Source organism: Mycobacterium sp. KBS0706 (genome assembly GCF_005938675.2).
Taxonomy (GTDB): domain Bacteria; phylum Pseudomonadota; class Alphaproteobacteria; order DSM-16000; family Inquilinaceae; genus Inquilinus.
In genome coordinates, this window is the sequence record NZ_VCCH02000074.1 from 20370 (window position 1) to 42520 (window position 22151).

Consider the following 22151-nt stretch of genomic DNA (forward strand, 5'->3'; position numbering starts at 1 on the left):
GAGTCGGCTGGCGGTGGTTTCGAGAACCGGCGCGCAGCGGACGTTAAGGTCCGTGAGCACCGGAAGCGCAGAAACCGCCGTCAGACGGCCGCACCAGTAGCAGTCCCGGACGGTCTCAGGGCAGGATCTCGGACAGCGACACCCACGTGCCGTCCTGGGCGCCCGACCGCATGCAGGCGAAGCTGGTGGCGAGGGAGTGGATGTTGTCCTCGCCCGAGGTGAAGTAGCGCGGCGGCTTGCCGCGGACAGCGGCGGCGAACGCATTCAGCGTGCCGGCGCGATCGATCAGCGCCAGCGGCTTCATCGGCAGGTCCCGGACCGACCCGTCCGGCTTGCGCAGCGCCAGCTTGTCGGCGATCTCGCCGGCCATGCCGCGGGCCTGCCACACCAGCTGCCCCTCCTCGCATTCGACCGCCCATTCGCCGGTCCAGGTGGTCGGCGTGCCGCGCGACACCCAGGAGCCGTTGTAGGACACCATCAGCCCGTTCTCGAGCGCCAGCAGCGCGTGGGCGGCGGCGTGGTCCCTGAATGGGCTGTCCGGTGTGTTCCAGCTCCGGCAGGCGACCCGCTGCACATTCTCGCCGAAGATCATGCGCATCAGGTCGAAATGGTGGATCGCCATGTCCAGCAGCAGCGGGCCCGGGATGTCGTGGTAGCGGTGCCCCGTCACCTTCCAGTTCTGCCGGAAGTCGATCAGCGCCGACAGTGGCCGGCCATAGGTGCCGTCGCGCACCAGATCGGCCACCGTCTGCACCGCCGACATGTAGCGGTAGTTCTGGCTGACCATCAGGACCCGGTCGACCCGCCTGGCCAGGGCGATCAGCTCCTGCGCCTCCTCCAGCGTCGAGGTGAAGGGCTTCTCCACCAGCACATGCTTGCCGGCCTTGAGCGCCGCCTCGCTGACGGTCTTGTGCCCGGCGGTCGGCAGCACCGCCAGGACCGCCTCGGCATCGAGCGCGGCGAGGGCGGCGTCGAGGCTGGGGAAGCACTTCTCCTCGGCCAGGCCGAGGGTTTCCTGGGCTCGCTTCAGCACGTCTGGACTGGCGTCGACGAAGCCGACGACGTCGACCGCCTTGACCTGCGGCAGGATGGTGTGGGCCCAGTTCATGCCCCAGCCGCCGAGGCCGACCTGGATGACCTTGACCGACATTCCGTCTCCCTTCGTGCTTCCGTTATCGCGTGATGCTCACCAGCGGCCGCCGCGGCTCAGCCGGTTCAGGTCCTTCTGCAGCTGCGCCAGGTTGGCGGCGCCGTCGCCCTGCTTCGACAGGGTGCTGTGGACCGCGTTCCAGAACAGCGACGAGACCTCGCTGTAGCGCTCGCCCGTCACCGCGGACGGCCGCGCCACGGCGCTCTCCAGGATCTGCCGCGTCGTCTTGAAGAAGGGCCGCTTCTGCAGCAGCTCCGCATCCTCATAGAGGGCCGGGATGGTCGGCTGATAGCCGCCTTCCATGGCCCGACGCTTCTGCTCGTCCCGGGAGGTCAGGTAGATGGCGAAGGCCGCCGCCTCCTTGGGGCTCTCGGAGTATTTCGAGACCGCGATCTGCCAGCCGCCCAGCGTCGCGGCGGCGCGCGCCCCGTCGCCCTCGCCCTTCGGCAGGGGGGCGTAGCCGACCTTGCCCTTGACCGGGCTGTCGGCGGCCTCCGCCAGGCTGGCGGCGTAGGGCCAGTTGCGCATGAAGGCGGCGTTGCCGGACTGGAACACGCCGCGCGCATCCTCCTCCATATAGTTCAGCACGCCGTCCGGCGCGATGGTACCGACCCAGGAGGCGGCGGTGTCCAGTGCCTTGGCCGCCTGCGGATTGTCGACGGTGATCTTGCCGTCGGCGCCGACGACGGTGCCGCCGCCGAAGCTGGCGATCCACTCCAGGGCGTCGCAGGTCAGCCCCTCATAGGCCCGGCCCTGGAACACGAAGCCGAAGAAGCGGTCATTGCCGGCCTTGCGCTCGCCCTCCTGGATGGTCTTGGCGGTCTCGGTCAGCTCGGCCCAGGTCCCGGGGACCTTGAGCTTGTACTTGTCCAGCAGGTCCTGGCGGTAATAGAGCAGCCCGGCATCCGTGTACCAGGGCAGGGCCAGCAGTTGGCCGTCGCGGGTCAGCCCCTGCACGATGTTCGGGAAATACTGGTCGATCGTGGCCTGATCGACATATTGCTTCAGGTCGATGAAATGGCTGCCGAGGATGCCGGGCCAGATCACATCGACCTGGAACACGTCGATGTCGCTCGATTTGCCGGTCAGGAACTGCTGGTAGAGGGCCAGCTGCTCCGAGGTCGATTGCGGGGCGGCGACGACCTTGACCGTGTTGCCAGTCTCGGCCGACCAAGCCTTGGCCGCCTCGTCGCACAGCCTGGACTGGATACCGGTCGAGCCGCAGGCGAAGGTGATCTCGGCGCCGAGGGCGGCGGAAGAGGCCGCCAGGGCCAGGGCAAGTGCTGCGAGAGCGGTCAGGTGTTTCCCGGACATGGTTCCTCCTGTGGTCTCGACAAACGGATTCTGTTGTCCGCTGCAATCGTTTGCAGATTAGTGGCGCGAGGGCGTTTGGCAACCGGCAATCGATGCCGCTGGCCACATCCGCCGGACCGGGGTCAGTAGGAGGGAGGGATGGCGACAGGGGTCTGCTCAATGGGCTAGGCGTACTCAAGGACTCGGCAGGAGCCACGCCCGCCAGTCCCTACAACCAGCGGTCGTGGCTTCCAGGACACGGCTGGTCGTTTTCTCAACTCGAACTCAGACAAAAAAATGGACATAAATAAATATTCCATATATTTCGATATAGTTTGCAGCACTCGGTTGGGCTTCAGTAGGAATGCGCTCCGGCGCAGCCTAGGTTCATTCTTATGCATAATATAGTATGTAGGCTTCTCTGCTTTCCGACTTCTAGTGAGGTCGGACTTTGGTTTGATGAAACCTAATGAAGCTTGTGTGTTCGCATGGTTTGTGCTACATAGCCGGTTATTAGTGCTAGTTTAGCTAATCTTTTAGGAAAGGCGGGGAATGGACAAATATTCTGGAGTTCTGAGGGGCTAGGCGAGTAGGTTTGAAAAATGCCTTCCCGCTTGGCAGGTGCATGGTTTTGAGATGTACATTGTAGTCCCCCGCCTATGAACACGAACGCGCTGACAAGAGCTTATCTGGTCCTCGGGGGGCTGGGGGCGGCGTCGCTGATTGCTTACGGCATCTACAAGAGCTCCGTCCCGGCGAGCATGGCCTCTACGCCGGCGCCGGTGGTCCAGCCTGCGCCTGTCGATACGAAGGTGTTCGGCGTGATGACGGCCGCCCGGTTTATCGCGCGCGGACAGGCGATCACGCGCGAGGACGTGGCCACCACCTCGATTGCCGGCGCTGTGCCGCGGGGCGCGCGGACGGCGATCGGCGACGTGGTTGGCAAGGTGGCGACCACCGACATCCTGCCACAGCAGCTGCTGCTCGACTCCACCATGTCCGCCGATCCGGCCCAGGCGGGGCTGGCCGCGCTGGTTCCCGCCGGCTTCCGCGCGATCAGCATCCTGACCAATGACGAGATCGCGGTCAGCCAGTTCGTCCGGCCGGGCGACAAGGTCGACATCCAGTTGGTGCTGCCCGACGCTGTCCTGAACACGCAGCCTGGGCTGGAACGACCGGACGGCAATCTCGGCGAGGCGCGCACCGTGCTGCAGGACGTGCTCGTCCTCACCGTCGGCACCACCCTGGGCGATCCGAGCCTGGCGCAGGCCGCCAGCGAGCAGGCCGCCGGCGCCACGGGGCGCCGCAGCGAGCCGTCACGCACCATCAGCCTGGCGATGACACCGGACCAGATCGCCAAATTCGCCCTGGCCCGCAGCCTCGGCTCTTTCTATCTGTCCCTGCGCGGTTCCGACGACCTGCAACTCGTCGACGACAACACCGCCAAGCTCTCCGACATCCGCGGTCCCACGCCGCCACCATCGGCCCAGGCGGCGCCGCAGCAGCGCCCGATCGAACTGATCGTCGGCGACCGCACCCAGCTGATCTACCCGAAGACGTCCGGAGAGCCGCGATGAGGTTTGTGGTCCGCCTGCTGTATGTCGCGGTCCTCGTCCTCGCGACCCAGGTCGCGGGGGCGGAGGAGCTGCGGCTCGGCGTCGGGGCCCAGCGCGTGATCAACCTGCCGGCCCCGATCACCCGCATCGTCGTCGGCCAGGGCGGCATCATCGACGCGACCGCCCTCAACGAGGACCAGTTGCAGATCACCGGGCTGCAGTCCGGCCAGACCACGCTCAGCATCTTCACCGCCCAGTCGGAACAGGGGGTCTCCTACGACGTCACCGTCGGCGGCGCGAGCGTCGCCCTACCCACCATCCCCGACCGCGGTGATCCGGCGCGGCAGATCCGCGGCCAGCCGGGGCTGCAGGGGGTAAGGGTGAACCGTGACGGCGACACACTGGTCCTGTCCGGCACGGTGCCGGATCTCGACGCCCATGCCCGCGCCTCGAGCATCGCCCGCGCCTATGGCGGCGGCAACGTCGTCGACCTGACCCGGATCACCGGCAACCAGATGGTCGCGGTCGACATCCAGTTCGCGGCGGTGTCGGCAACCACGCTTCGCGCCCTCGGATTCAACTTCGCAGCGCTCGGCGGCAGCGACTTCCAGGGGGCGATCGTCGGTCCGAACTCGCTGCAGAGCTTCCAGGCCAACCCCAATCTGTCGCTCTCGGCCTCGGTCCCGCTGGCCAGCGCCTTCAACCTGTTCCTCGGCGACCCCCGCAACGGCATCATCGGCATCCTGAGCGCTCTGTCGCAGGCCGGGCTGACCCAGCTCCTGGCCCAGCCGACGCTGCTGGTCCGCTCCGGCGACCAGGCCGAGTTCCTGGCCGGCGGCGAGGTACCGATCCCGGTGCCTCAGGGCGGCGCGTCGCTCGGCACGGTGACGATCGAGTACCACGAATACGGCGTGAAGCTGCAGATCGCGCCGGTGGTGATGTCGGACAAGCGCATCGTGCTCAAGGTCGCGCCCGAGGTCAGCGAGCTCGACTTTGCCAATGCCCTCGAGTTCCAGGGCTTCAGCGTGCCGGCCTTCCGCCGCCGCTCGACCTCGACCACAGTCGAGCTGGGCAACGGCCAGAGCTTCATCCTGGCCGGGCTGATGTACAGCAACAGCCAGATCAACGAGAGCAAGTTCCCCTGGCTCGGCGACCTCCCGATCATCGGCATGTTCTTCAAGAGCACCAGCAACCAGCAGGAGCGGCAGGAGCTGATCATCGTCGCCACGCCGCGGCTGGTCACCCCTCTGGCGCCCGGCAAGATCCCGCCGCTGCCGGGGGTGGACACGCGCAAGTACAATCCTTCCATCGGCGACATGATCCTGAACGTGGACCAGGTCCAGGATCATCTCGCGCCCTACGGGCTGATGAGGTAGGCCGCCGATGTTCCGGATCGTCGCCGCCACCACCGACACTGCCCTCGCCGCCGGCCTGATCGCCGCGCTGGAAGGGGCCGCCGCGATCATCCGCTCGGCGCCGGAGACGCCGTCGCTGGCAGAGCTGTGCGGCAAGGCGAAGCCCGACCTGATCCTGCTCGACGCCGACCCGATTGAGGGTTTCGGCACGGCTCTCACCGAAGCGGTTCGCGCCGTGGGGGCGGCCGACCCGGACGCCCCCATCATCGTGCTGGGCGACGAGGGGGATGCTCGGTCGGTGCTGCGGGCGATCCGCGCCGGGGCCGCGGACGTCATCGACCGCGGCAGCGACCGGGAGGCCCTGCGCAGCCAACTCGGGCCGCATCTGGCCGGCGCGCCTCGCGGCGATTCTGGCGGCAGTGGGACCATGACCCTGGTGCTCAGCGGGCAGCCGGGCGGCGAGGGGCTGTTCGCGGTCAATCTCGCGGTACTGCGGTCCAAGGCGGCGGGAGGGGCGCTTCTGGTTGACGGCGCGCTGCCGTCGAGCGAAGCCGGTGCCGCGCTCAACGTGCCGCTCAACTACACGATCCGCGACGCCGCCCAAGACCTGTCGCGGCTGGATCGCACGCTGCTGTCCTCGGCGCTCGGCCATCACGTCGCCTCCGGGCTGCACATCCTGCCGCTGGCCGTGGCGGGGGAGGAGGTCCACGACATTACGCCCGAGACCATTGCCTCGATGCTGCTGGTGCTGCGCGCGCTGTTCGGCGAGGTGGTGCTGAACGCCGGCGGCATCCGCCATCCCGGCCTGCTCGATGAGTTCGTCCGTGCCGCTGGCCGCATCTATCTCGTCGCGCCGCAGAAGTTCACCGCGGTCAAGGCCTGCCGCGACCTGCTGGTTCAGATCGGCCCGAACGCCCAGATGCTGGACCGTGTCACGCTGGTGGTCGAGGACCACATGCCGGGGATTGGCTTGACCGAAGAGCAGATGCGCGAAGCGCTCGGCGTGCCCCGGTCGGTGCGGCTGCCCGCCGCCCGGGTCGAGCTGATCAACGCGCTCAACGCCGGCCGCCCGCTGGTGCTGGAACAGCCGCGCGCGCCCTATAGTCGGGCGCTGGAGAAGCTCGCGGCTGAGGGCGTGTCGGCCCCCAAACCGGCTGTCCGGCCTGCATCGCGCGGCGTCGGCCTGTTCGGCCGGCTGCGGACGTCGTGAGGGGCCGGCGATGGCGGGGCTGATCAACAGCGTCGGAAGGAGGGCTGCGGCGGATCCCGAACTGGCCGCCGCCGAACTGCGCACCACTGACGGCTATCAGCGTACCAAATTCGCCATCTTCAATCTCGTGCTGGAGCAGCTCGAGGCACTCGGCATCACCGCCGAGACCGCCAGCGTGGCGATGATCCGCGACGGCATCGAACAGGCCATTACCCGCTTCGCAGCGAAGGAAGGCTTGGCCCTGAACGCCGCCGAGCGGGCGCTGCTGGCGTCCGAGGTGCAGAACGAGGTGGTCGGCCTCGGCCCGATCGAGCCGCTGCTGAAGGACCCGACGATCGACGACGTGATCGTCAACGGGCCGTTCCGGATCTATGTCGAGCGCGCCGGCCAGCTCTCGGCGGTGCCGGTCCGGTTCCGCGACACCGCGCATCTGATGAACATCATACAGCGCATCGTCAGCCCGATCGGCCGTCGGGTGGACGAGGCGACGCCCTATGTCGACGCCCGCCTCCCGGACGGGTCGCGGGTCAATGTGGTGATTCCGCCGGTCGCGCTGGACGGGCCGATGGTGTCGATCCGCAAGTTCCGGGTCCAGGCTATGGGCGCTCAGGACTATGTCCGGCTCGGGTCGATGAGCTCGGAGATGCTGGGCTTCCTGGCCGCCGCCGTGCGCTCGCGCCTTAACATCCTGATCTGCGGCGGCACCGGCTCGGGCAAGACCACCCTGCTCAACATGCTGAGCAGCTACATCGAGGAGAAGGAGCGGCTGATCACCATCGAGGACGCGGCCGAGCTGCAACTGCGGCAGAGCCATGTGGTGCGGCTAGAGACGCGGCCGCCCAATCTCGACGGCAGCCGCGAGGTCACCGCCCGCGACCTGGTGCGCAACGCCCTGCGGATGCGGCCCGACCGCATCATCCTGGGCGAGGTGCGCGGCGCCGAGGCGGTCGAGATGCTGCAGGCGATGAGCACCGGCCATGATGGTTCGATGGCGACGATGCACGCCAATTCCAGCCGCGACGCGTTCGGCCGGCTGGAGATGCTGCTCGGCTTCGGCGGCCTCAACGGCGATCCGAAGACGCTCCGGCGCTACATCGTCAACAGCGTCCAGATTATGGTCCAGGTCAATCGCATGGCGAACGGCAAGCGGCGGATCACCTCGGTGTCCGAGCTGACCGGCCTGGAGGGTGACAGCTACAGCCTGAACCAGCTCTTCACCTTCGAGGAACAGCCACCGCTGAGCGGACTCGGCGAGTTCCGGGTCCATTCGGCGCGCCCGTTCTTCGCCCATCGGCTGGTCGGGGCGCCGGATCTTCGGGCTGCCGTGGGGGTACTGCCATGACCGGCTTCGGCTTCCTGCTGTTCGGCATCATGGCGCTGTTCATCATGGCCGGGCTGAGCCTGCTGGCCGGCCGGGCCCAGCGCCGCCGGCAGCAGCAGGTGCAGGCTCGGCTGCAGACGTTGCGTGACGACGGCGTGGTCGACGAGACGGTGATAGGCGGGCGGCCCATCGCCGTCCCGGGCCGGATGCCGCATCTGCTGCGCCTGTGGCTGGCCCGCGCCGACTTGGCGTTGTCGCCGCGCTTCCTCGTCGTCGCCGGCCTGCTGCTGATCGGGATCGTCCTCGTCCTGGCCTGGCTGTTCGGCCCGATCGCGGCCGCTGCGGTCGCGGTGGCCGTCCCGGCCTGCGGCGTCTACGCTCTGGCGAATGTGGCCGGACGGCGCCTCAACGCCTTTATCGCCGGCCTCCCGATGTTCCTCGACGCCGTGCGCCAGCTGCTGATGGTGGGCAACTCGACCCAGCAGGCGCTGCTCAAGGCGGCGGAGAACGCGTCGCCGGCGCTGCAGCGCTACCTGCAGCCGATGATCCGCCGCATCAACAACGGCGCGCCGATCCCGGACGCGGTGTCCTGGCTCGCCACCCGGCTGGGCGTGCCGGAGCTGTACATGCTGGCGACGGCGATCGAGACCAATTTCCGCTTCGGCGGCCGGCTGTCGGCGGTGCTGGCCAATCTCGTGCAGATCCTGCGCGACCGGGCCCGGGTCGGGCGCGAGCTCAAGGCGGCCACGGCCGAGATCCGGTTCAGCGCGATTATCCTCGGCCTGATGCCGATCATCGCCGCCGCGATGCTCGGCGTGGCCAAGCCTAGCTATGTGATGTTCTTTTTCGAAGCCGAGCAGGGGCCTCGGCTGGCAATGATCGCGATCGGACTGCAACTGGTCGGCATCCTGATCATGCGCCGCATCATGCGGCTGGAGTTCTAGGCCATGCCGGTCTCCAGCCTTGAGCTCGCCGTCCTCGTCATCACCGCAGGCTCGACCCTGCTTCTGCTCGGGCTCGGCCTGCGCGGCACGGTGGGCGAAGCGAGGCTGCGGCGCCGGCTGACCGGGATCTCCGGCCGGTCCCATGTCGGTGAGGTCGGCACGGTCGGCTGGCTGAAGCCGTTCGAGCGGATCCTGGTCGGCGGCGGCAAGGATCGTGAGGAGATCCTGCAGTCCCTGCGTGCCGCCGGCTTCTACGATCCGCGCGGCCTGATCGTCTTCGCCGCGCTGCGCTTCGCCGCGACGATCGCTGCGATCGCCGCCGCGGCGCTGGCGGTGTGGCTGACGGGCCGTTGGTCCGGCCTGGAGCGCTTCTACCCGCTGGCAGCCGGCGGCATCGCCTATATCGGCGCCAAGTTCGTGCTGCGGGCGCTGGCATCACGACGGCAGCGCAAGATCGGTGCCGAGTTGCCCTTCGCCCTGGACGTCTTGCTGCTGATGCTGGAGAGCGGCGTCAGCCTCGACCAGTGCTTCCGGTCCTTGGCCCAGGGGGATGGCAGAGCCATGCCACGCATCCACCAGTCGATGCGCATCCTGGTTGACGACCTCCAGCGCGGCATGGGCTACGACCAGGCGCTGGATCGCTGGGCCGAGCGGCTGGCCGTGAACGGCATCCGCGAGGTCACCTCGCTGTTCAAGCAGACCCTGATCTACGGCACCGAGCTCGGGCCGGCGCTGCGGGACTTCGTGCGCGAGTTCTCCGACAGGCGGGTCTCGACCGCCCGCGAGAGCGTTGGCCGCAAGACCACCCAGATGACGGTCATCATGATCGTGTTCCTGATGCCGGCGCTGTTCATCGTGCTCACCGCGCCGGCGATCGTCTCCATTCTCAAGACCTTGTCGGGGCTGGGTAAATGACGCGGACGGCGCTTCGTCTCTCAGTGCTGGCGATGCTGCCCTGGCTGACGGCCTGTTCCAGCCTGTTCGGCGGCGACAGTGCATCGCGGCGCGAGCCATCCCCTGCAGACCAGCTGCCCCAGGCGGCGCCGCTCGACGCCGAGAATTCGCGAGACCTTTACCTCGGCATCGTCGACAAGTTACGGCAGAGCGGCAAGTCGCGGGCCGCGCTGGCCTATCTCGACGACTACGACAATCGGCACCCCGGCGATCTTCGGGCCCAGGTATTGCGGGCAGACGCGTTCCTCGACATCCAGGATTACGACCGGGCGGAGGCGATCTATCGCGAGCTCGTGAATGGCGACCAAGCGGCGGCTGCCTATGACGGGCTCGGCCGCGTCGCCGCCGGGCGCGGCGACTGGGCCAAGGCCCGGGCGCAGTTCCACGAGGCGGTGCGGCGCGAGCCGATCAACGTCAAATACCTGAACGACCTCGGTTTCGCCGAGATGCGCATTGCCTCCTATGATGAAGCACTGTTCACGCTGCGCCAGGCCAGCGAGCTCGCGCCGACCAACGCCCAGGTCCGCAACAACCTGATCCTCTGTCTCGACGTCGCCGGCCAGGGCGATGCGGCGAAGACCATGATCGGCCGGATCATCGACGCCAAGGAGCGGCGGGCGGTCGAGCAGATGATCAGGTCGGCCCGCAGCCAGATCCGGGCGCCGACCACCGCGGGCACCGGTGCGGTGTCCGCCCCGCGGCGCCTGGCGCAAGCTCCGGAGACCCAGCCATGATCCGACCGGCATCGACGAAAGCCCGGCTGCCGGCCCTGTGCGCCGCCCTCCTGCTGCTGCCGGTGGCCACGGCAGGGGCGCAGCAGGCGCTGGTTCCGGCCCGGCCGGCCCAGCCCGACTGGTTCGAGTCCAACCGCACCCTGCAGGTGCTGCGGGCGCAGCAGCAGCCGGCGCCTCGGTCGGGCGGGCAGGGCGGGCTCGCCGCCGGCGAGGCAGGACAGATCTACGACAACTATATCCAGGATATCGGCAGGTCCCTGCCGAGCGGGAACAGCAGTTCGTCCTCCGGCGGGTCCGATTTCGGCCCTGGATCGGGCAGTTCGTATGGATCATCGGGAGGGCGGCCATGAAGCCCCGCATCTTCGGTCCGATCTTCGGCGACCGCGGAGCCATCGCGCCCTTCGCCGCCCTCATGCTGCTGCCGCTGATCGGCACCGCCGCGCTGGCGACCGATGTCGGCCTCTGGTACGCCCAGCGCCGCCACCTGCAGACGGCAACGGACATGGCGGCGCTGTCGGCGGCGCAGAACCCGACGAATGCATCGGCCGTCGCCGGCGATCTGCTGCAGCGCAACGGTTTCGACGCCAGCGCGCTGGCGTCCACCACCCTCGGCACCTACTGCCCGGATTTCGAGAACATCAAGGTCCCGGCCGAGCGGTTCCGGCCGGGTCTCGTCGCATGTCCCGACGGACGGACCCCGCCGGCGCCGAATGCCGTCATGGTGTCGGCCCAGACGACCGTGCCGGGCGTCTTGTCGCGCGCCGTGGTCGGGGGCGATGACGGCGGCGGGCATATCGGCGGAACGCCGGGTTCCGAGGAGGACCCCAACCTGCACAAGGTCAGCGTCCAGGCCACCGCCGCGCGGATCGACGAGGCCGGCTTCCAGGCCGGAACCGGCCTGGTCGCGGTCGACACCCAGAAGAGCGCGCTGCTCAACGCCGTCCTGGGCAATGTGCTGGGCACCCGGATCAACCTGACGGCGGTCCAGTATGAAGGGCTGCTGAACGCCGATATCGATGCGCTGACCTTCCTCGACGCTCTCGCGGTCAATGTCGATGTCTCGGCCGGCACCTATGACGGGCTGCTTGATGCCACGGTCGGCATCGGCGATCTGCTGGAGGCGGCGATCCAGGCGCTGAGGAAGGCCGGCACCGTCGCCGGCGTCGCGATCGATGGCCTGGTGTCGCTGCAGGGGCAGATCGTCGGCAATCCGGACCTGACTGTCGGCGATCTGGTGGATCTCGGTGTCTGGAAGAACCTGCCGATCGGCGAGTCGACGGCGCCCACGGCGCTGACCGCCGACCTGAACGTCTTCCAGCTGGTCACCATGGCGATCCAGGTGGCCAACAAGCACAATGCGATTTACATCCCTGCGCTCAATGTCGGGCTGCCCGGAATCGCGTCGCTGCAGGTCACCGCGACGGTGATCGAGCCGCCGAAGTCGCCGCCCTTCGCCTTCGGGCCGGAAGGGATGACGGTCCACACCGCGCAGGTCCGGCTGCAGCTCAAACTGCAGCTACTGGATCTGTTCGGGCTGCTTGGCCAGGGCATCCAGCTGCCGCTCTATGTCGAGGCCGGCTATGGGGATGCGACGCTGAAGGATATCTCCTGCGGGCTCGAGCCGGCCAAGGACGCCACCGTGGCCGTCTCCGCCAAAAGCGGCGTGGCCAAGGCTTTCATCGGCGTGTTGCCGCCCGATCTGATGACCAATTTCAGCCGTGAGCTCACCGTCGAGGACTTCCAACCTGCAGCGCTGGTGGACGTCAGCCTGCTGGGTCTGATCGGAATTGTTCGGGTCTCGGGCCGGGCCGGGATCACCGTGGGCAGCGGCTCCTCCCGGGATCTGGTCTTCGACCGCGACGATATCGACAACCATGTGGCGCAATCGGTCGCCAGCACCGGCATGCTCGACAATCTGCTGGCCGAGCTCGGCGGCAACGACCCTGTCACCAAGGAGCCGAGGCTCAAGCTGAGCGCCTGCATCATCAGCCTCGGCGGACTCTGCCTGATTCCGGTCAAGCTGGACACGGTCGGCAACACCGTCGGCGCCCTGCATACACTTCTCGACCCCGTGATCAAGACTGTTCTCGATCCGCTGGTCGACAATCTTCTCGCCGCCCTGGGCATCCGCCTGGGCGTCATGGATGTCGTCGTCACCGGGGTGCGCTGCGGCGTGCCCGTGCTGATCCGGTGACGAAGACGCTGCCAGCGGCGCCGGGGCCGCTGGCGGGGTGAAAATGATCCCGGTTGTTCAGGAGGTCACATGATGTTGCGGAATTTCTTGAAGAAGACGCGCTGGATCGCTCGCGACGAGCAGGGCATTTCAGCCGTCGAATATGCCATCCTTGGAGCCCTGGTCGCACTCGGTATCGCCACGGCGGCATCAGGCTTGGCATCAGACATCGGAACCGCCCTCGGCAATATCGGCTCGAGGATCACCGGCACCGGCGGCGGCACGGGCACCGGCACCTAGCCCAAGGCTGCCCAACTCACTTCAAGCGTTCATGGGAACAGCCATGATCTTCTCTGCACGACGTGCAACTCGGATGGCGGGCCGTCAACGGCCCGCCATCATCTCCGACGAATCCGGGCTGGCCGCGGTCGAATTCGCCCTGGTCGCCCCGGTCTTCGTCATGCTGCTCTTCGGCATCATCATCTACGGCATCCACTTCGGCACCTGGCTCGCCGTCAACCAGGCCGCGACCGAAGGCGCACGCGCCTCCGTTGCCGGGCTGGACAAGGATGAACGTGAGACTTTGGCGAAGCGGACGGCAGAGGCGGTGCTTGCCGCATACGGGCCGCTTCTGGGCACCGCCGGCTGGGAGGTGACAGCCACGCCGTCAACCGCGGATGAACGCCTGTTCGAGGTCACGGTAAGCTACGATCCCTCCAAGCCGGGAGGAAACGGCAGCTGGGGGGGCGACAACGATCTGGGCGAATTGCTGCCGCTGCCGACGAGCACGCCGAAGGCCACGGCCACTGTCTCCAACGGCGGATACTGATGGCCGGGCTGGATTTCATCTGTCTCGGCCTTCTGGTCCTGCTCCTGCTGCCGATCGTGCTGATCGATCTGCGCGAGAGCCGGATCCCCAATGTCTGCAACCTGGCGCTGGCCGCGGGCGGGCTGGCGCAGGCCCTGGTCCGTAGCCCGACGCTCAAGACCCTTGGCCTGTCGCTCGGCGTCGCCGTGCTCACCTTCCTCCTGCTCGCCGCCACCGCCTGGCTCATGCAGAAGATCGACCGGAATGCCAGGATCGGCTGGGGCGACCTGAAGTTCCTCACCGCCGCCAGCCTCTGGGTCGGGCTGCAGGGCAGCCTGATCGTGCTGGTTGTCGCCAGCCTGGTGGCGCTGCTGGCCACTCTGGCCCTGGCGCCCTGGCGCGGTTTGAAATGGCGCGAGATGCGGCCCTTCGGCCCAGCGCTCGCTGTCGGCCTGCTCGCCGTCACTGTCACTGTCTTCATCCGTGGCGCATGATGCTCACCGTATTTTGCATTCGGTCGGTGTTGAATAGATCAAATCCCTTCATCTAACATGACAGTGGTGCTTAGCTCCCGCCATCCATAGCTGGGGAGCGTGTCATGAGCACCGATGTGAATCGCCGGATCCTGCTGGCCGCGCGGCCGGTCGGGGAGCCGAAGGACACCGATTTCCGCCTGGTCGAGGAACCGGTGCCGACGCCAGGCCCGGGCCAGCTGCTGGTCCGCACGCTGTGGCTGTCGCTCGACCCCTATATGCGCGGCCGGATGAGCGATGCGAAATCCTACGCGGCGCCGGTCGAGATCGGCCAGGTCATGGTCGGCGGCGCGGTCGGCCGGGTCGTCGCCTCGAACCTTCCCGGCTTCGCCCCGGGTGACATCGTCGAGGGCCGCACCGGCTGGCAGGACTATGCCCTGTCCGACGGCACCGGGCTGCGCCAGGTCGATCCGGCGCTGGGACCGATCTCGACCGCCGTCGGCGTGCTCGGCATGCCGGGCATGACGGCCTATACCGGCCTCCTCACCATCGGCCAGCCCAAGCCGGGCGAGACCGTGGTGGTCTCCGCCGCCTCGGGGGCGGTGGGCGCCGTGGTCGGGCAGATCGCCAGGATCAAGGGCGCGCGCGTCGTCGGCATCGCCGGCGGGGCCGAGAAGGGCGCCTATCTCACCGGCGAGCTCGGCTTCGACGCCGCGGTCGACCACCGGGCGCCGGACTTCGCCGAGCGGCTGCGCGCGGCCGTGCCGGACGGGATCGATGTCTATTTCGAGAATGTCGGCGGCGCGGTGTGGGAGGCGGTGTGGCCGCTCCTGAACCCCTTCGCCCGGGTCCCGGTCTGCGGCCTGATCGCCCAGTACAACGCCACCGGCCTGCCGGACGGGCCGAACCAGGTACCGGCGCTGATGCGCAGCGTGCTGTCGAAGCGGCTGACCCTGCGCGGCTTCATCGTCAGCGACTTCGCCGACCAGCACGCCGCCTTCCTGCGCGACGTCTCCGGCTGGATCCGCGACGGAAAGCTCCGCTACCGGGAGGACGTCGCCGAGGGGCTGGAGAATGCGCCCCGGACTTTCCTGCGGCTGTTCCGGGGCGAGAATTTCGGCAAGCTCCTGGTCAAGGTGGCGGAGTAGCATCTGCTTCGGAGGTCACAGGAGGGTCCGTCCCGCGACGGCCATCAGGCCGATGCGGGTGATCGCGGCATCGAACTCCGCGTCCATCTGCAGGCCGAGGTCGCGGCGGGCGGAGTCGCTCAGCGTCTCCAGCCGCAGCCGGTTCTGCCGCGCGGCCGGTCGCGCCGGGCCGCCGGCAAAGCGGCGCCAGATCCGCTCCAGCAGGCCGGCGGGGCGCTGACGCAGCGGCAGGCGCAGGGCATGGGTGCTCATGACGATCTCCTGGAAGCCATGGAAAGGGGGCAGGCGGCGGCCTTCGGCGCCAGCGCCGGGACCGTGTCGATGCCGTATCGCCCGACGATCACCGGGCCGGTGGCGTCAGACACCGTGACCACGGTCTCGGCCGCGGCGCCGGGCCGGGCCCGGTACATCACCACCTCGGTCAGAACGGCCATGAGGTCCTCCATCTCCGGCCCCGGTGACCCGAGGCGATGATGGGAGACTACGCCACCCCTCCTGACAACATCCTGTCAGGAGAGGCGGTGGGCCATTGCATCGGACGGTCGCGAGGCAGAAGCTGAGGCTGAACGCGGACGTACGTCATTCGATAATATCGAGGAACGCCTGTACGTTTCCGTTCAGGGTGGCGGGTGCATATGAGGCGGGTCCCGGTCCGAACGCTCAGCCGCGGCTGGCGATCAGCGCGGCGGATCCCGCCATCATCGCGGCGGCGGAGCGGTTGACCAGTCGCAGCCGTCGCGGCGACCGGAAGAAGCTGCGGGCGCGCACGGCGCCCAGCACATAGGCCGACTGCACCAAGAGATCGATCCCGATCTGCACCGCGAACACCGCGGCGATGCTGGCCGCGTCCAGCGTGGTCAGGTCGACCACCTGCGGCAGCACCGCGCCGTAGAATACCACGGCCTTCGGGTTGCCCAGCGTCAGCGCTGCCCCGCCGAGGACCCCGCCGGTCCGGCGCGGCGTCGCGTCCGGTTCCACCGCCGGGGCGCGCCAGAGCTTCCAGGCCAGCATGGCGAGATAGGCGATGCCGGCCCATTTCACCGCGACGAAGACCGGCTCATAGGCCAGCGCCAGCGCCGACAGGCCGAACACCGCGGCGGCCAGCCACAGCGCGTTGCCGGCGATCATGCCGAGGACGAAGGGCAGGGCCTCGCCGCCGCCGCGCGACAGCACCCTGGCCACCAGGGCGGTCTGGGCCGGGCCGGGGAGCAAAGCGGCGATGGCGACGGGCACGGCGAACAGGGCGAGGGCGGTGATCATCGCGGCGGCCTGCTGGTGATGGTGGGCCAGCATAGCCGTCGGCTGCTGTCGAGAGAACCGCATGGCAGTCCGGCGTTCGGACCCCTGATATCCACCGTTCCGTGCTGCTAGGGTGCCGCTCCAAGGGAGAGGCGCCGGCGATGTACCAGGTTCCGATCCGGCCGGGCGAAAGCTGGATGCGCGCCCGGGTCCGGCGACATGTCTATGAGCTGCTGCGCCTGGCGCTGCCGGTGATCATCGCCCGCGCCGGGCTGATCCTGATGGCCCTGGTCGACACCCTCTTCGTCGGCCGCTACGGCAGCGCCGACCTGGCGCATCTGTCGATCGCCAACGCCCCGATCGGCAGCATGATGGGCACCGCCACCGGCCTCGTCATCGGCACGCTGGTGATGACCGCCAACGGCCTCGGCCGCGGCCGGCCGGAGGAGTGCGGCGCGGTCTGGCATCGGGCGCTGATCTATGGCGGCGCCATCGGCCTGGTCCTGGCCGTGCTGTGCCATTTCATCGAGCCGCTGCTGCTCCTGACCGGCCAGACGCCGGAACTGTCGAAGGCGGGCGCCGACATCGCCATCGTGCTCGGCTGGGGCATGCCGGCGGCGGTGGTCTACACCGTCACCGCCTTCTTCCTCGAGGGGCTGAAGCGGCCGGTGCCGGGCATGATCGCGATGATCTTCGCCAACCTCCTGAACGCGCTGATCAACTGGCTGCTGGTGTTCGGCGTCGCCGGGCTGCCGGAGCTCGGTGCCACGGGCGCGGCCTGGGCCAGCACCGGCTCGCGCATCTTCCTGGCGGCCAGCCTGGTCGTCTATGTCTGGCTGATGCGGGACCATGCGGCCTTCGGCATCCGCCGTTGGCAGGGCTGGCGCTGGCGCGACTGGGCCAAGCAGCGCCAGCTCGGCTATGGCGGCGGCCTCAGCATCTTCATCGAATCGGGCGCCTTCACCGCGCTGACTTTCTACGCCGGCCTGCTCGGCACGCTGCCGCTGGCCGCGTTCTCGATCGGCCTCAACCTGATCGCGCTGATGTTCATGGTGGCGCTCGGCCTCGCCTCCGCCACCGCGGTCAGGGTCGGCGTCGCCCATGGCCGGCGCGACCTGAAGGACATGGTGCTGGCCGGCTGGGTCGGGCTCGGCGTCAACAGCGTCGTCATGGTGGCGCTGGGGGCCGTGCTGTGGATCTTCGCCCGGCCGATCGCCGAGGCCTACAGCAGCGATCCGGGGCTGATCCCGCTGCTGGTGCCGGTGGTCCTGGTCTCGACCTTCATCCTGGTGGTCGATGGCGGCCAGGTGGTGGTGGCCAACGCCCTGCGCGGCCGCGGCGACGTGGTGGTGCCGACGCTGCTGCACACCATCTCCTATGTCGGGGTGATGACGCCGCTCGGCTGGTTCCTGGGCATCCATCTCGGCCGCGGCGCGGTCGGGCTGTTCGAGGCGATCCTGATCGCCAGCGTGGTCTCCGTCGGCCTCCTGGCCGGCCGTTTCCACCTGCTGGCGCGCGGCGACGCCCGGGCTTCGGCGGCGGCCGGCGCAGCCGCCTGAGGGCTGCTGCGGCGCGATTGTTCGCAGGTGCGGAAACGTGCTAGCGTCGCCGCGCCCGGCAGGCTGTCCGGGCACGTCCTTTTGCCAGCCCGGACAGTGCTTTGACCGAACGTCCCACCACGCCGCCCCACTTCGACATCACCCCGGTGACGATCGAGGAGGAGATGCGGCGCTCCTACCTCGATTACGCCATGAGCGTGATCGTCTCCCGCGCCCTGCCGGATGTCCGCGACGGCCTCAAGCCGGTGCACCGCCGCATCCTGTTCGCGATGAAGGAGGGCGGCTACGATTCGACCAAGCCGTTCAAGAAGTCGGCCCGCGTCGTCGGCGACGTCATGGGTAAGTATCACCCGCATGGCGACACCGCGATCTACGACGCCATGGTGCGCATGGCGCAGGACTTTTCGATGCGGCTGCCCCTGATCCAGGGGCAAGGCAATTTCGGCTCGATGGACGGCGACCCGCCGGCGGCGATGCGCTACACCGAGGCGCGCCTGGCCAAAGCCGCCGAGGCGATGCTGGACGACATCGACAAGGACACGGTCGAGTTCCAGCCGAACTACGACGAGACCCAGTCCGAGCCGACGGTGCTGCCGTCGCGCTTCCCGAACCTGCTGGTCAACGGCGCCGGCGGCATCGCCGTCGGCATGGCCACCAACATCCCGCCGCACAATCTCGGCGAGGTGATCGACGCCTGTCTCGCCACCATCGACAGCCCGGGCATCACGATCGAGGAGCTGAACCAGATCGTGCCGGGGCCGGATTTCCCGACCGGCGCCCTGATCCTCGGCCGCTCCGGCATCCGCTCGGCCGTCGCCACCGGCCGCGGCAGCGTGGTGATGCGGGCCCGCTCGAACATCGAGGAGATCCGCAAGGATCGCGAGGCGATCATCTTCACCGAGATCCCGTATCAGGTGAACAAGTCGCGGCTGATGGAGCGCATCGCCGAGGTCGTCAACGAGAAGACGGTCGAGGGCATCGCCGAGCTGCGCGACGAGAGCGACCGCGACGGCGTCCGCATCGTCGTCGAGCTGAAGCGCGACGCCAGCGCCGATGTGGTGCTGAACCAGCTGTATCGCTCGACCCCGCTGCAGACCTCCTTCGGCGTCAACATGCTGGCGCTGCATGGCGGCCGGCCCGAACTGCTGAACCTGAAGCAGATCATCGACGCCTTCGTCGCCTTCCGCGAGGAGGTGATCACCCGGCGCACGCGCTACCTGCTGAACCGCGCCCGCGAGCGCGCCCATGTCCTGGTCGGCCTCGCCACCGCCGTCGTCAACATCGACGCGGTGATCGAGCTGATCCGCCGCGCGCCAGACCCGCAGACGGCGCGCGAGGAGCTGATGGCCACGGCCTGGCCGGCCGGCGACATCGCGCCGTTGATCGCACTGGTCGACGAGCCCGGCCATCCGCTGGCCGAGGACGGCACCTACCGGCTGTCCGAAGTCCAGGCCCGCGCCATTCTTGACCTGCGCCTGCACCGCCTGACCGGACTGGAGCGCGACAAGATCGGCGACGACCTGCGCGCCATCGTCGCCGAGATCCAGGAATACCTGTCGATCCTGGCGAGCCGCGAGAAGCTCCTGGAGATTCTGCGCGGCGAGCTGATCGAGATGAAGGAGCAGTTCGCCACCCCGCGCAAGACCGAGATCCTCGACCTCGAATTCGAGGCCGACATCGAGGACCTGATCCAGCGCGAGGACATGGTCGTCACCGTCTCCAACGGCGGCTACATCAAGCGCGTGCCGCTGTCGACCTACCGGGCGCAGCGCCGCGGCGGCAAGGGCCGCAGCGGCATGGCGACGAAGGAGGAGGATTTCGTCTCCGACCTGTTCGTCGCCAACACCCACACGCCGATGCTGTTCTTCTCCAGCCGCGGCATCGTCTACAAGCTGAAGGTCTACCGACTGCCGATCGGCACGCCGCAGTCCCGCGGCAAGGCGATGGTCAACATGCTGCCGCTGCAGCAGGGCGAGACCATCTCCACCGTCATGCCGCTGCCGGAGGACGAGAGCACCTGGGACCAGCTCTACGTCATGTTCGCGACGGCCTCGGGCGGTGTTCGCCGCAACAGCCTGGCCGACTTCACCAGCATCAATCGCAACGGCAAGATCGCGATGAAGCTGGACGAGGGCGACAGCCTGATCGGCGTCAAGGTCTGCCGCGACGACCAGGACGTGCTGCTGGCCACCCATGTCGGCATGTGCATCCGCTTCCCGGTCACCGATGTCCGCGTCTTCAAGAGCCGCGATTCGGACGGCGTGCGCGGCATCCGCCTGGGTGAGGACGACCGCGTCATCTCGATCTCGATCCTGCACCATCTCGACGCCACGCCGGACGAGCGTGCGAACTATCTGCGCATGGCCAATGCGCTGCGCCGGGCCGAGGGCGAGGAGACCGACGGCGAGGACAGCGAAACGGTGGAGGAGCACGACCTCGACCCCGCCCGCTTCGCCGAGTTCGAGGCCGGCGAGGAGTTCATCCTGACGGTCAGCGAGGAAGGCTTCGGCAAGCTCAGCTCCGCCTATGGCTACCGCATCACCGGCCGCGGCGGGAAGGGCATCTGGACCATGGCGATGGGCGAGAAGAATACCGCCGTCACCGCCTGCTTCCCGATCTCGCCGAACCAGGAGATCATCCTGGTCACCGATGGCGGCCAGCTGATCCGCTGCCCGGTCGCGGATGTGCGGATCGCCGCGCGCAAGACCATGGGCGTGCGGCTGTTCAACGTCGCCGAGGGCGAGCATGTCGTCTCCGTCGCCTCGGTGCCGGAGGAGAACGGCGAGGGCGGCGAAGGCGACGCGGCCGACGACGGTGGTTCGTCCGGCGACGCCACGGAAGAGCAACAGGACGGCGCCGCGTCGGGCGGCGACAGCGCATAAGAAAGGCCGCAGGGATGTCCAAGCCGCGCATCGGGGTCTATCCCGGCACCTTCGATCCGATCACCAAGGGCCATATGGACATCATCCAGCGGGCGACACGGATCGTCGACCAACTGGTCGTCGCCGTGGCCCGCAACGACGGCAAGGGCCCGCTGTTCTCGACCGACGAGCGGGTCGAGCTGGTGCGGGCCGACGTCGCGCCCCTGGTGGCCCAGGGAATCTCGATCGAGGTCCGCTCCTTCGACGTCCTGCTGATGCACTTCGCCGCCTCGGTCGGCGCCACCACGGTGGTGCGCGGCCTGCGCGCCGTCTCGGATTTCGAATACGAATTCCAGATGGCCGGCATGAACGCCAAGATCAATCCGGTGATCGAGACGGTGTTCCTGATGGCGTCGGACCGCTACCAGTTCATCTCCTCGCGCTTCGTCAAGGAGATCGGCCGGCTTGGCGGCGACATCGCCCCCTTCGTCAGCCCGCTGGTGGCCAAGCGCCTGAACGAGCAATTCGCACGCAAGGGGGTTGTCGCGGACTAGGACGGCGATCGCGCCTCGCGAGTGTTGACCGTCGGGCGGTGCCTCCCTAATGTGCGGCCCGCCCGCCCGGACATGCTCCGGGCCGGCAGTGTGAGCCGGTAGCTCAGTCGGTAGAGCAGAGGCCTTTTAAGCCCCTGGTCGTGGGTTCGAGTCCCACCCGGCTCACCAATCTTTTCAAGTGCTTAGCAGATGGTGGCGTGGTCCATTCCGACACGCCTGCAACGCCTGTTCAGATTGTTTTGTTTTTTGGAAATATGAACTGGGCGGTTCATGAATTCTGAACAATCCCGCCGGAGCAGGCTCTGCCTTAGTTTTACGAGCGACACAGGAGCCAGCGCAGGCGAATCGGGCCGACTGTTTGTTCAAATAGGAGGTCCAGCGGCCTTTTTCATAGCTCTGCCGCAGGCGTGGCTCGGTGGTGCAACGGGAGGCAATCTGCCAGCGGGAAGAGCGAGGAGGCAAAACTATCCCCCGTGACAATGCTACACGAAGGTTTAACTGCGCGTGATCGTCGTGCCAGATCGTGTCCCAGGGAGTGGTGTAGGAGCCAGCGGATGATCACCGTGCTCTCCGGCGGGGCCGGATTGGTCAGGCGGCCCAGATGTGCAGGCTGACGAGGGGATCATCGCCGATGGCGGCGACGCTTTCCAGGGTCATGTAGCGGCAGCGCTGGACGGCCCATTCGTCGTTCTGCTCGAGGAGCAGAGCGCCGACGAGGCGGAGGATGGCGGCCTCGTTGGGGAAGATGCCGACCACCTCGGTACGACGCTTGATCTCGCCGTTGAGCCGCTCCAGCGGGTTGGTGGAGTGGATCTTGGA

Annotated in this window: 22 protein-coding genes and 1 tRNA gene; 17 read left to right on the forward strand and 6 right to left on the reverse strand. The window is 68.0% G+C overall.

Annotation, left to right across the window (positions count from 1 at the left end; translation table 11 throughout):
• Positions 1-115: 115 nt before the first annotated feature.
• Positions 116-1150 carry a Gfo/Idh/MocA family protein gene (locus tag FFK22_RS30315; protein WP_138891693.1) on the reverse strand — a complete coding sequence of 345 codons (1035 nt, stop codon included), beginning with the start codon at positions 1148-1150 and terminating at the stop codon, positions 116-118.
• A 36-nt stretch (positions 1151-1186) separates the two neighbouring features.
• A complete protein-coding gene (locus FFK22_RS30320) occupies positions 1187-2464 on the reverse strand; it encodes an ABC transporter substrate-binding protein (protein ID WP_138891694.1) in 1278 nt (425 codons plus the stop codon).
• A 638-nt stretch (positions 2465-3102) separates the two neighbouring features.
• Between FFK22_RS30320 and cpaB the strand changes: the two genes are divergently transcribed.
• The 13 genes from cpaB to FFK22_RS30385 all read left to right on the forward strand — a co-directional run bounded on the left by cpaB (position 3103) and on the right by FFK22_RS30385 (position 15119).
• Entirely contained in the window at positions 3103-4020 is a 918-nt protein-coding gene (gene cpaB / locus FFK22_RS30325) for a Flp pilus assembly protein CpaB (RefSeq protein ID WP_138891695.1), read from the forward strand.
• The gene (locus tag FFK22_RS30330; RefSeq protein WP_138891696.1) at positions 4017-5375 is read left to right on the forward strand and encodes a type II and III secretion system protein family protein; all 1359 of its coding nucleotides are present in this window, start codon (positions 4017-4019) and stop codon (positions 5373-5375) included. Before cpaB ends, FFK22_RS30330 begins: the two co-directional genes overlap by 4 nt.
• A 7-nt stretch (positions 5376-5382) precedes the next feature.
• Positions 5383-6564: a CpaE family protein gene (locus tag FFK22_RS30335; RefSeq protein WP_138891697.1), complete on the forward strand. Its 1182-nt coding sequence runs from the start codon at positions 5383-5385 to the stop codon at positions 6562-6564.
• Between the two features lie 10 nt (positions 6565-6574).
• The gene (locus FFK22_RS30340; RefSeq protein ID WP_138891698.1) at positions 6575-7906 is read left to right on the forward strand and encodes a CpaF family protein; all 1332 of its coding nucleotides are present in this window, start codon (positions 6575-6577) and stop codon (positions 7904-7906) included.
• Complete coding sequence (locus tag FFK22_RS30345; RefSeq protein ID WP_138891699.1) at positions 7903-8829, forward strand: type II secretion system F family protein; 927 nt, start codon at positions 7903-7905, stop codon at positions 8827-8829. Before FFK22_RS30340 ends, FFK22_RS30345 begins: the two co-directional genes overlap by 4 nt.
• Before the next feature lie 3 nt (positions 8830-8832).
• On the forward strand, positions 8833-9744 hold the full coding sequence (locus FFK22_RS30350) for a type II secretion system F family protein (RefSeq protein ID WP_138891700.1): 912 nt from the start codon (positions 8833-8835) through the stop codon (positions 9742-9744).
• Positions 9741-10517 (forward strand): lipopolysaccharide assembly protein LapB, encoded by a 777-nt coding sequence (locus FFK22_RS30355; protein ID WP_138891701.1) that lies wholly within the window; start codon positions 9741-9743, stop codon positions 10515-10517. The genes FFK22_RS30350 and FFK22_RS30355 overlap by 4 nt, the downstream gene beginning before the upstream one ends.
• Positions 10514-10867, forward strand: coding sequence for a hypothetical protein (locus tag FFK22_RS30360; RefSeq protein WP_138891702.1), 354 nt, complete (start codon positions 10514-10516; stop codon positions 10865-10867). Before FFK22_RS30355 ends, FFK22_RS30360 begins: the two co-directional genes overlap by 4 nt.
• Positions 10864-12711, forward strand: a complete 1848-nt coding sequence (locus tag FFK22_RS30365) for a pilus assembly protein TadG-related protein (protein WP_138891703.1) — start codon at positions 10864-10866, stop codon at positions 12709-12711. The genes FFK22_RS30360 and FFK22_RS30365 overlap by 4 nt, the downstream gene beginning before the upstream one ends.
• Before the next feature lie 69 nt (positions 12712-12780).
• On the forward strand, positions 12781-12990 hold the full coding sequence (locus FFK22_RS30370; protein ID WP_221938971.1) for a Flp family type IVb pilin: 210 nt from the start codon (positions 12781-12783) through the stop codon (positions 12988-12990).
• Between the two features lie 43 nt (positions 12991-13033).
• Entirely contained in the window at positions 13034-13519 is a 486-nt protein-coding gene (locus FFK22_RS30375; RefSeq protein ID WP_186002734.1) for a TadE/TadG family type IV pilus assembly protein, read from the forward strand.
• Positions 13519-13992: a prepilin peptidase gene (locus FFK22_RS30380; RefSeq protein WP_138891705.1), complete on the forward strand. Its 474-nt coding sequence runs from the start codon at positions 13519-13521 to the stop codon at positions 13990-13992. The genes FFK22_RS30375 and FFK22_RS30380 overlap by 1 nt, the downstream gene beginning before the upstream one ends.
• A gap of 104 nt (positions 13993-14096) precedes the next feature.
• Positions 14097-15119 carry an NADP-dependent oxidoreductase gene (locus FFK22_RS30385; RefSeq protein ID WP_138891706.1) on the forward strand — a complete coding sequence of 341 codons (1023 nt, stop codon included), beginning with the start codon at positions 14097-14099 and terminating at the stop codon, positions 15117-15119.
• 15 nt (positions 15120-15134) lie between these two features.
• On the opposite strand, the gene FFK22_RS30390 is transcribed toward FFK22_RS30385, so the two are convergent.
• The 3 genes from FFK22_RS30390 to FFK22_RS30400 form a co-directional block, all read right to left on the reverse strand.
• Positions 15135-15371, reverse strand: a complete 237-nt coding sequence (locus FFK22_RS30390; protein WP_138891707.1) for a hypothetical protein — start codon at positions 15369-15371, stop codon at positions 15135-15137.
• A complete protein-coding gene (locus FFK22_RS30395; protein ID WP_138891708.1) occupies positions 15368-15553 on the reverse strand; it encodes a hypothetical protein in 186 nt (61 codons plus the stop codon). The genes FFK22_RS30390 and FFK22_RS30395 overlap by 4 nt, the downstream gene beginning before the upstream one ends.
• A gap of 226 nt (positions 15554-15779) precedes the next feature.
• Positions 15780-16412: a LysE family translocator gene (locus tag FFK22_RS30400; protein WP_221938972.1), complete on the reverse strand. Its 633-nt coding sequence runs from the start codon at positions 16410-16412 to the stop codon at positions 15780-15782.
• 107 nt (positions 16413-16519) lie between these two features.
• Between FFK22_RS30400 and FFK22_RS30405 the strand changes: the two genes are divergently transcribed.
• The 4 genes from FFK22_RS30405 to FFK22_RS30420 all read left to right on the forward strand — a co-directional run bounded on the left by FFK22_RS30405 (position 16520) and on the right by FFK22_RS30420 (position 21500).
• A complete protein-coding gene (locus FFK22_RS30405; RefSeq protein ID WP_221938973.1) occupies positions 16520-17917 on the forward strand; it encodes an MATE family efflux transporter in 1398 nt (465 codons plus the stop codon).
• Between the two features lie 101 nt (positions 17918-18018).
• Positions 18019-20799, forward strand: a complete 2781-nt coding sequence (gene gyrA / locus FFK22_RS30410; protein ID WP_138891709.1) for a DNA gyrase subunit A — start codon at positions 18019-18021, stop codon at positions 20797-20799.
• Between the two features lie 14 nt (positions 20800-20813).
• Positions 20814-21332: a pantetheine-phosphate adenylyltransferase gene (gene coaD / locus FFK22_RS30415; RefSeq protein WP_138891710.1), complete on the forward strand. Its 519-nt coding sequence runs from the start codon at positions 20814-20816 to the stop codon at positions 21330-21332.
• 92 nt (positions 21333-21424) lie between these two features.
• A tRNA-Lys gene (locus FFK22_RS30420) sits at positions 21425-21500 on the forward strand.
• A 420-nt stretch (positions 21501-21920) separates the two neighbouring features.
• On the opposite strand, the gene FFK22_RS30425 is transcribed toward FFK22_RS30420, so the two are convergent.
• Positions 21921-22151 (reverse strand): transposase (locus FFK22_RS30425; protein WP_186002735.1); only part of this gene is annotated, 231 nt, incomplete at its 5' end.